The organism is Terriglobus sp. YAF25, assembly GCF_052113305.1.
Lineage (GTDB): Bacteria > Acidobacteriota > Terriglobia > Terriglobales > Acidobacteriaceae > Terriglobus.
This window is the reverse complement of the sequence record NZ_JBFRCY010000421.1, coordinates 1-9,311: the sequence shown is the minus strand read 5'-3', so window position 1 is coordinate 9,311 and position 9,311 is coordinate 1. Positions and strand designations below refer to the sequence as shown.

General features: G+C 57.3%; 7 protein-coding genes. 4 read left to right on the top strand and 3 right to left on the bottom strand.

Annotated elements, in window-relative coordinates:
* Positions 1–763: 763 nt before the first annotated feature.
* The 3 genes from AB4043_RS17050 to AB4043_RS17040 all read left to right on the top strand — a co-directional run bounded on the left by AB4043_RS17050 (position 764) and on the right by AB4043_RS17040 (position 4,854).
* Positions 764–2,392 carry a Na+/H+ antiporter gene (locus tag AB4043_RS17050; RefSeq protein WP_442299853.1) on the top strand — a complete coding sequence of 543 codons (1,629 nt, stop codon included), beginning with the start codon at positions 764–766 and terminating at the stop codon, positions 2,390–2,392.
* 66 nt (positions 2,393–2,458) lie between these two features.
* Positions 2,459–3,946, top strand: coding sequence for a DNA topoisomerase (locus tag AB4043_RS17045; RefSeq protein ID WP_442307601.1), 1,488 nt, complete (start codon positions 2,459–2,461; stop codon positions 3,944–3,946).
* Positions 3,937–4,854 (top strand): DNA topoisomerase, encoded by a 918-nt coding sequence (locus AB4043_RS17040; protein WP_442307600.1) that lies wholly within the window; start codon positions 3,937–3,939, stop codon positions 4,852–4,854. Before AB4043_RS17045 ends, AB4043_RS17040 begins: the two co-directional genes overlap by 10 nt.
* Positions 4,855–4,893: 39 nt before the next feature.
* On the opposite strand, the gene AB4043_RS17035 is transcribed toward AB4043_RS17040, so the two are convergent.
* Both AB4043_RS17035 and AB4043_RS17030 read right to left on the bottom strand, forming a co-directional pair.
* Positions 4,894–5,982: an SMP-30/gluconolactonase/LRE family protein gene (locus AB4043_RS17035; RefSeq protein ID WP_442299851.1), complete on the bottom strand. Its 1,089-nt coding sequence runs from the start codon at positions 5,980–5,982 to the stop codon at positions 4,894–4,896.
* 216 nt (positions 5,983–6,198) lie between these two features.
* A complete protein-coding gene (locus AB4043_RS17030; RefSeq protein ID WP_442307602.1) occupies positions 6,199–7,374 on the bottom strand; it encodes a DUF1552 domain-containing protein in 1,176 nt (391 codons plus the stop codon).
* A gap of 63 nt (positions 7,375–7,437) precedes the next feature.
* On the opposite strand from AB4043_RS17030, the gene AB4043_RS17025 reads away from it, so the two are divergent.
* Positions 7,438–8,247: an AraC family transcriptional regulator gene (locus AB4043_RS17025; RefSeq protein WP_442299849.1), complete on the top strand. Its 810-nt coding sequence runs from the start codon at positions 7,438–7,440 to the stop codon at positions 8,245–8,247.
* Between the two features lie 86 nt (positions 8,248–8,333).
* Here the strand turns inward: AB4043_RS17025 and AB4043_RS17020 are convergent.
* On the bottom strand, positions 8,334–9,311 hold a 978-nt coding region (locus AB4043_RS17020; RefSeq protein WP_442307599.1), incomplete at its 5' end, for an MATE family efflux transporter.

The window sequence follows — 9,311 nt, the reverse complement described above, 5'->3', positions numbered from 1 at the left end:
GCGGTATCCTGGCCAGCGTGAGATCACACAACGCTGACAGTTCTGGACGGAAGCATTCCGAGCACCATACGTGGCCAGGTCAAGATCGCGACGGCGGCCTTTCCACATCGGTAGGCCCTCTTAATAGAAGACTGTGGCAACAGACAGTAACCCGCCGCGGAATTTTACTGGGTTGCCGGGTTGGGCTAACAAATTAGCCGTTTCGACACTCGTACATCGATGTTCGCGAAGGCTCTGGCGGACGTACTAAAACAGGTGATCTGGTCGCCAATAATAAAAAGATGTATTGGAATCGGAACCATCGGTTTCCCCGATTTGGGGGTAAACATCCGTATACGGCTGTCCACTCATCATTACAGTTGAGCTGCTTAGAGTGCGTTACTTTCGTTACTCGCTCTAGGTAAAGTATGTGCGCAATTGCACACCGCAGTTCAGCCGACCATCCGATAGTGATTGAGCGGAGTGATGGAAGCTCGTGGGCGATTCGGCAAGGGCGTTTTCCTTGTAGGTGTAGTGCAGGGCCTGTGCATCTATGGGAGTTTTCCGCAATGAAAACGCCGCTGCACGCTTCTCCCGGGATACCCGGCAACAGGAAAAACTCAAGGCGTGTAAAGAGGGCCTATTCGCGCGACCCAACGAAGTGAGATTCAGCAAAGATGAACACGGAACACTGCATGCAACCAGATTGACTGCACCTATCGAAAGAGCGGATGACTTCTGAGCACCTATCGGAGCAGACTTAGTTGTAACGTTTGGAGTTGTTTTGGAGCAATTTGCTGCCGTACTCATTGTTCTTTTTGCGGTCTCCCTCTCGAAGATTGCCGCGCGGCTTTCTCGTATTCCTTTGCCGCTTCTACAGATCGGGCTGGGCGTCGCTCTGGCCGCGCTTCACGTGCACATGCCTCTCGATCCGGAGCTCTTTCTGCTGCTCTTTGTTGCTCCTTTGCTTTATGTGGACGCGAATCTGTTTCCGCGTGCGGAGGTGCGTGTGATGGGGAAGCCGATCCTGGAGATGGCAGTCGGATTGGTTTTCTTCACCGTCCTTGGTGCCGGATATTTCATCGATTGGATGATTCCTTCCATGCCGCTCGCCGCGTGCTTCGCTCTCGCGGCGGTGTTATCCCCAACCGATGCTGTCGCCGTTTCCGGCTTGATCGGCATGAAAAGGCTGCCTACCCGCCTGCTGCATCTTCTGGAAGGCGAGGCCTTGTTAAATGACGCGACAGGACTCGTTTGTCTGCGCTTCGCCGTCATCGCGGTGTCGACTGGCTATTTTTCTCCTGCTCATGCCAGCATCCGCTTCTTAACAGTTGTTTTGGGAGGCCTGGCGGTTGGTGCGTTTCTCAGCTTCATCCTTATGTCTGTGGAGAAAGGGTTTGAGAGAACCATCGGGGCTTACCCAGCTGCGCAGATTCTGCGGACGCTCCTGCTCCCTTTTGCTTCTTACCTGCTGGCAGAACATTTCAAGTTCTCCGGTATTCTTTCAGCCGTAGCCGCGGGGTTCGTTGCGAACTGGCTACTTCAGGAGATCCCGGAAGTTGAGACACGCATCAAGTCGGAAGCCGTGACTGATCTGATGCAGTTCACACTCAATGGCCTGATCTTCGTTCTGCTTGGACTGCAGTTGCAAGCCATTGCAAGGAGCATTCCTTCGGTTGTGAAGCAGGAGAACTTTACCTCTGCCTGGGTACTGGGCGCTTTTGTGCTGAGTATCACTCTTGTTGTCGGCGCCTTGCGTTTCCTTTGGACCTGGTTGGTTCTGGAGTGGTCGTTCTTTCGGCACAGGCACGAAGGTGGCAAAGCGCAACACACTCCTTGGAGACTTCTCGCTGCGACAATGCTGGCGGGCGTGCGAGGTGCGATTACCCTGGCGGCGGTACTGTCGATCCCATTAGCACTGCAGGACGGTACTCCATTTCCTGGCCGCGATCTGGCCGTGTTGCTGGCTTCAGGTGTGATTCTCTTCTCGATGCTTGCTGCGGCTGTCGGTCTGCCGTTGGTGCTCAAAGGACTGGAGGAGCCTCCGGAAAGCTCCGCCGAAGCGAAATTTCGCAATGCCCGTGTTTTGACGGCTCAAGCGGCAATTGGACGGATCGAGGAAGTAGAACACCGTCTTTCTCAAAACAGYCCCTACGCCGATAGCTACGCAGCGATCGCATCCCGACTGATGGACTACTATCGCCGTAGGATCGAGGCTTTTGTCGGGGACCAGTCAAGCCGGATAAAAGCAGACCGCCTCCGAGTCGCGGAGCGAACCATTCGGTTGGAGGCCGTCAGAGCGGAGCGGAAGGAAATCAGCCGAATGCTACGCAACCATGAGCTTGAGCCTGGCCAGGCCCGTGCGCTTCTCAAGAAGCTTGACAACACGGAGGCCACTCTCAAAGGGGGGTGACGCTAGGGCGTCCAGAATTTATCGGGAACCGCGCGGGCCTTTTGGGGTGGGATACTTGAAGTAACGATGTCTGACAGCAGTGCCACAGTGACCGCCGTCCTGGCGGAGAAACCCTCGGTTGCGCGCGATATTGCCCGCGTTCTCGGGGCCGCCAAGAAGGGCGACGGATTTCTGCACGGAAACGGATATGTGGTGACCTGGGCCGTGGGGCACCTGGTTTCTCTGGCGCAGCCGCACGAGATGCGTCCCGAGTGGAAACAATGGCGGCTGGACCTGTTGCCGATGTTGCCCGGCGACTGGCCGCTGGTGGTGTATGAAAAGACCAAAGACCAGTTTGAGGTGGTTCGGAAGATTCTGAACTCGCCGCGCGTGGCGCAGGTGGTATGCGCCACGGACGCAGGGCGCGAAGGCGAACTGATCTTCCGCTACATCTACGGCGCAGCGCTTTGCGATAAGCCTGTGAACCGTTTGTGGATCTCATCGATGACCGCCGATGCGATTCGCAAAGGCTTTGAGAAGTTGCAACCCGGCAGCGCCTACGACGGACTGGCTGATGCCGCGCATGGGCGAAGCCGCGCCGACTGGCTGGTGGGGATGAACCTGTCGCGCGCTTATTCCCTGGTCTACAACGAGGAAATCTCGGTGGGCCGCGTGCAGACGCCTACGCTGGCGATGGTGGTGGAGCGGGAACTGACGCTGCGGCAGTTCGTGTCAGAAGAGTACATCGAGGTCATCGCCAAATTTGAAGGTCTGGCCGAGCGAAAGAAAGAGACCTATTCAGGCACCTGGTTCCGGCCGCGCGGCGACCAGGGGAACGAGAAAGAGACGCAGGCGAAGTTGTCGCGGCTGGCTGCAGACGGTGAAGAAGCGAAGCAGATCGTCGAACGCGCGCGTACGGGCGCGGTGACGATTGAATCGGTGAAGTCGGAGACGCAACGCGCGCAGCCTCCGCTTTTGTACGACCTGACGGAGTTGCAACGCCACGCCAACCGGCTGTTCGGATTCACGGCGCAGGAGACGCTAACGTATGCGCAGGCGCTGTATGAGCGCCATAAACTCATCAGCTATCCGCGTACCGACAGCCGCCATTTATCGTCCGATGTGGCGGCAACGGTGAGTCAGATTGCGAATGTCATTGTGCCGCAGTATCCGCAAATGGTGGCGGAGGGAACAGGGACGCGCCCCCTCAGCAAACGCTATGTGGACGACAGTAAGGTAAGCGACCACCATGCGATTCTGCCGAATGCGGTGAACCCCGGCAAGTTGAACCTGAGCCCGCAGGAGCGCAAGATCTACGATCTGGTGTGCCGCCGCTTTTTGATGATGTGGCACGAGGATCATCTGCAGGCCGTCACGACGGTGATTACGGCCATTACGAATCCGGGACAGGATGGCACGGAGCCGGTTGTGGATCGGTACAGGACGTCGGGAACGCTGGTCCAACAGATGGGCTGGAAAGTTCTGGACCCGGTACCGGAGAAGCGGAAGAAAGGCGGCAAAACACAGGCCTGGGGACGCCGGCCACGCGGGCCTCGATCATCGAGGTGTTGCTGAAGCGCGGTTACATTGTGCGTAGCGGCAAAACGCTGGAAGCGACGGACAAGGGGATCCACTTGATCGACGTGGTGCATCCCGAAGTGAAGACCCCGGCGATGACGGGGCAGTGGGAAGCGTACCTCAAAAAGATCAACCAGGGGGAGGCCCATCTCGCACCATTCATCGAAGGCATCAACGCATATGTGAGCGGTGTGATGGAGAAGGTGCGGGTAACGCCGCGGCGCCGGTTCGCGTCAAAGGCGAAGACGGTGCCGGCTGCCAGCGACAAGAAAGCAGCGGGTACGCGGCCACCGGCGACCGCGGAGGGCAAGGCGAAGAAGCCTTCGAAGACGACACAGTTGAATGGGCTGCTAAAAGAGCGGTTCGGGCACAAGACGTTTCTCCCGGGACAAAAAACCGCATGCATGGCTGCACTGGCGGGCAAGGATCATTTGCTGGCGCTTCCTGACGGGGCGGGAAAGACCTTGTGTTACCAACTTGCCGGGCTCGCGCTGGAAGGAACTTCGCTGGTGGCAAGTGCGCGGGTGGAGTGGATGGAGGCCGAGGTAGCGAAGCTCCGCGAGCGTGGGATAGCGTGCGACTGCATTCACGCAAACCGCAGCCGGGAGGCACTTCGGGCTGCATGCGTGGAGTACCTAAGTGGACGGCTGAAGTTTCTGTACATCGCACCGGAGCGACTGAGCGTCGCGGGGTTTCCGCAGATGCTGGCGAAACGGGCTCCGGCCCTGATCGCGATTGAAGACGCAGAGCGCGGGGTACGGGTGAGCCACGACTTTTTGGCCGACTACGAACTTCTACGCGAGCACCTCCCGGCGCTACGACCGGCAGGGGTATTGGCGCTAACGCGCGAGCAGACGTCCGTAATTCATACCGCGATTGCAGAGTTTTTTGGATTGTCGCTGTAGTTAGGGTGTGTCACCACACACCCTAACAGGTCAATCTCCTCAATGAATCCACGGACGATAGCCAACGACCTTCACGGGAATACGATAGATCGCGTCACTCGTTGTCAGATAGAGCGTCTTGCCATCTTCGCCGCCCCACGCCACGTTAGCCGTTGGCTTTTCGGTGAGAATCGTTCCCAGGTGCTTGCCCTCCGGGGAGATGATCCACACGCCGCCCGGGCCGGTTGCGAATAGATTCCCCTGCGAATCGATCTTCATCCCATCTGGAGTTCCTGTGCCCTTTGCTGAAGATGCGTCCAGAAACACCATGCCTTCCGCCACCGTACCGTCGCTCTTCAACGGATACCGCATCCACTTCTTCTGCTGTGAATCAGCAATATAAAGCCACTTGTTATCCGGCGAGATCGCGATACCGTTCGGCCGCGGCAAATCGCCGATCAGTAACTGCAGCTTCGCTCGGTTCGGAGCCGATCCAGCTTTGACAGCCGTTGCGTTCGGAATGCGATACACGCCATTTACCTTCAGCTTCTTCGAAGGATCATCATCCTGCTGCGTCGGAAGACCGTAAGGCGGGTCCGTGAAATAAAGCGAGCCATCCGGACCATACACGACATCGTTCGGGCTRTTGAGAGGCTTGCCCTCGTAGCTGTCGGCCAGAATTGTCTTTCCCCCTTTGGGGTCCATCGTCTCAAACCGAAGGATGCTGCGCGCCGCATGGCCTGCGACAGTCAGGCGCAGCTTGTCATCAAGCGTCATCCCATTCGTCCCCGGCTCCTTGCCGCCAAAGGGCTCCTTATCGACATAGCCGCTCGGTTGCAGCCAGATCGAAACCTTGCCATCCGAAGTCATCTGCCGAATGCTGTTGCTCGGAATATCTGCAAACATTAACATCCCTGGCTGTACCCACACCGGCCCCTCGGTCCATGTAAATCCAGTGGCCATCTTTTCGAGCCTGGCCCCATCAGGGATGATCGTGGATAACTCCGGACTTAGCTGTTCGATGTCTGCGCTAGTCTTCGTCGCCTCTACGGGAGGCTGTGTCGTCGTTTGGCCGTTCTTGCAGCCAGCTTGAGAAAGCGCGAGCAGCGACGCCGCGCCGAGAGTCAGCGCGCACATGCAACGGTTCATGGCGAGACCTCCTAATGGTCCCCACGATTGTAGCGACTAGAGCATTTTCCCTGTAGGTGTAATGTAGGGTTTCCGCATCTATGGGCGTTTTCCGCAATGAAAACGCCGCTGCACGCCCCTTTCGGGATATCCAGCAACAGGAAATGCTCTATTGCGAGGGAATGGATGACTCCAGCGGTGACGCCAGGCAATTCGCCACACCATCGAACCGGTTCGTTAGAGTGCAATCTCTCCCGTGCTGTCGCCTATCTGTTGTGTGTCGGCGCCAAGTCTGTGCATGACCGTGAGAAGAACGTTAGCCATCGGCGTATCGGCGGGGCAGACCACGTGACGATTTCCTTGCAACGCACCGTTAGCCTTGCCTGCAAGAAACAGGGGAAGGAACCTGTGCTCATGCACGTGCGAATCACCCATCGGGCTTCCGTAGAGTACGAGGGAGTGATCGAGGAGATTGCCGTCCCCGTCCTTGGTCCGGCGCAAATTGTCAATAAACCGGGCGGCCTTGCCGACATGATATTGATTCAGCCTGGCGAATTCTTCAATTCTTTCAGGTGATTCACGGTGATGCGAGAGGGTGTGAAACGGAGTCGTAACGCCACTCTCGGGGAAGATACGCTGACTCCGGTCGACACCCATCTTGAATGTAATCACGCGCGTCAGGTCGCAGCTAAGAGCAAGAAGCTGGAGATCGAACATGAGGTCGACATGATCGTTGAAGGAGTCGGGCACGCTGAGAGGTCCGCCAGCCTGAGGTTTCGGGTCCATTGCATTGCGACGTTCAATCTCCTGAATGCGCTTCTCAATCGCACGGACATCGTCCAGGTAATCGGCGAGTGTCGCCTGGTCTCGAACACCCAGACGCCGCTTTACACTCCTAGCGGCGTCGGTGAGCGAATCGAGGATGCTGGCCGTTGTGTTGCTCCCGGTCCCTTGTCCGGTCGGTGCATCAGGCGCAAACATGCTGTTAAATACACGTCGCGGAGACCGTTCCATTGGCAACGGAGTTGTAGGAGATGCCCAACTGATGGTGTGCGTGTAGTTGCAACTGTATCCGTAGCCGCACTCTCCTGCGATGGAGTTATCTTCAATGCAAAGCTGCATCGATGGTAGCCATGTATCGCGGCCAACGGCCCTGGCGTAGATTTGATCGATGGATGGTCCGGCGTGGATGTCTCCGCCGTCTGTCCTTCTGGGATGCGCGGCGGTCAGGAAGACAGCAGAGGACCGGGCATGATCCGCCATCGGTCCATCTTCCTCCGGCACGAGTGACATCGCATTGTGCAGCTCTGTATTACTGATGACGGTGATGTACTCACGTAGCGGTTCGAGGGGCTGCAACGACTTGAAGTCGTCACTGGTGTGCTTATTGAGCGTCGCTTTTGATGGTTCTATGGAACCATCCTCTACTCAAAAGCTGATGTCGCAAAGAGGCTAATACGGCATAAAATAGGGGTTATGCGTCGTACCCTGCTTGTAAGGGAAAATGATCCTGGCCCGGGAATTGCCATTGCCACGCATGGGCGCGAGTATCCGCGCAACTCGCACATCGCGCTCCATTCTCATGGTGCGGATCAACTTGTCTATGCAAGCCGTGGAGTGATGGAGATTACCTCAGGGCAAAATCTCTGGCTATTGCCGCCCCACTTYGGTCTCTGGATTCCCGCATACACCGTGCATAGCATTCGAATGCCGGAGCATGTTTCCATGCGTACGCTCTATCTGCGTCCCGGGCTCCATACGGCATGGACTACCTGCACGGCGTTCCATGTAGTCCCGCTTCTTCGCGAGCTGATCTTTCAGATTGTCGGTATGGGGAGAATCCGAGTGCGCAATCGTTTGGAATGCGCCTATCGCGAGGTACTCGTAGCCCAACTGAAGTGTTCGACTTCAATTCCGACCGGTGTTGCTCTTCCGCGGGATGCGCGAGCTCTTGCTGTCGCAGAGCTAGTACTCAAAAGCCCGGAAAGCCGGCATTCGGTAGCGGCGATGTGCGCCGCAGTGGGCATAGGCGTCAGAACCCTGCAGAGGGTGTATCAGCGTGAGGTGGGGTTGGATTTCGAATCCTGGCGAAGGCAGGTCCGTTTGATGAGGGCCATTCAGTTACTGGTAGCTGGCCACAGCATCAAAGAAGTCTCTTATGCTGTGGGATACCAGGAGCCGAGCACGTTTATCGATCTGTTTCGCTCTGTCTTTGGACAAACGCCGAAATCCTGGACCCGGGAGCTCGCTGCGTTGTCATCGCGGTTCGACTCCTCTCCCGAGTAAAAACGTGCCTGCAGTGCGAGAGTCAGTAGCTCAATCGGTCTGATGTCGCGTGGTTCATTGCTTCGGTAAGCCACTTATTCGAGCATCTAGATCTTTTGCTGTGCCCAACGGCCTTGGCGGAAGAGCACCAGGCTGATCATCACCACGGCAGTTTGAGCTACCRCGACAGACACGAAGACCCCTTTGGCTCCGAGCGGTGTGTGCATGGCAAGCCACCATGCCAGCGGAATTTCCAGCATCCAGAAACCAACCAAGTTGATGTAAGTCGGTGTGACTGTGTCGCCGGCTCCGTTGAACGCCTGCATAAGTACCATGCCGTAGGCATAGGCCATGTTGCCGTAGCTGAAGATGCGAAGGCAGCTTACGGCTGCCGGAACGACAACTGGATCGTTCGTGAATAGCCCAATGATAGCCGGAGCGAAGACAATAAAGACCACGCCGACCGTACCCAGAAAGGCCATGTTCCACAGGCCGGTGCGCCATACCGCCTTACGGGCGCGATCGACATGACCAGCTCCCAGATTCTGTCCGACCAGGGTGGCTGCGGCGTTGCTGAGCCCCCACGAAGGCAGGATGGCGAAGATCACGATGCGGATACCGATGGTGTAGGCTGCGACCGCCGAGGCTCCGAAGAGGCTGACGATCCGCACGAGTCCGATCCAACTGGCCTGCGAAATCAAAAACTGCAAGATGCCCGAAATGGAGACCCTCATCAGCCGCCAGAGCACCTCGCCGTGCAACCGCATATGTCGCGCCGCGATGTGGAGGCGCTCCGTCCCCCGGGCCAGACGATAAAACTGATACAGCACACCAATTCCTCGCCCGCTAAAAGTCGCAAGGGCTGCTCCGGTCACGCCCAGTTTTGGAAAGGGACCAAGACCGAAGATCAGGCAAGGGTCGAGGATCAGGTTCAAGATATTCGAAACCCACAACAGGCGCATAGCGATGGCAGCATCTCCCGCGCCGCGGAAGATCGCATTGTTGAGGAAGAGCATCAGGATGACGCCCGATCCGCCCAACGCGATGCGCATGTAGTTGGCGCCCGTCGCCACGATCGCAGGTGT

Coding starts and splice junctions, on each gene's coding strand:
- AB4043_RS17045 (WP_442307601.1), top strand. CDS start 2,459: ATGTCTGACAGCAGTGCCACAGTGACCGCCGTCCTGGCGGAGAAACCC.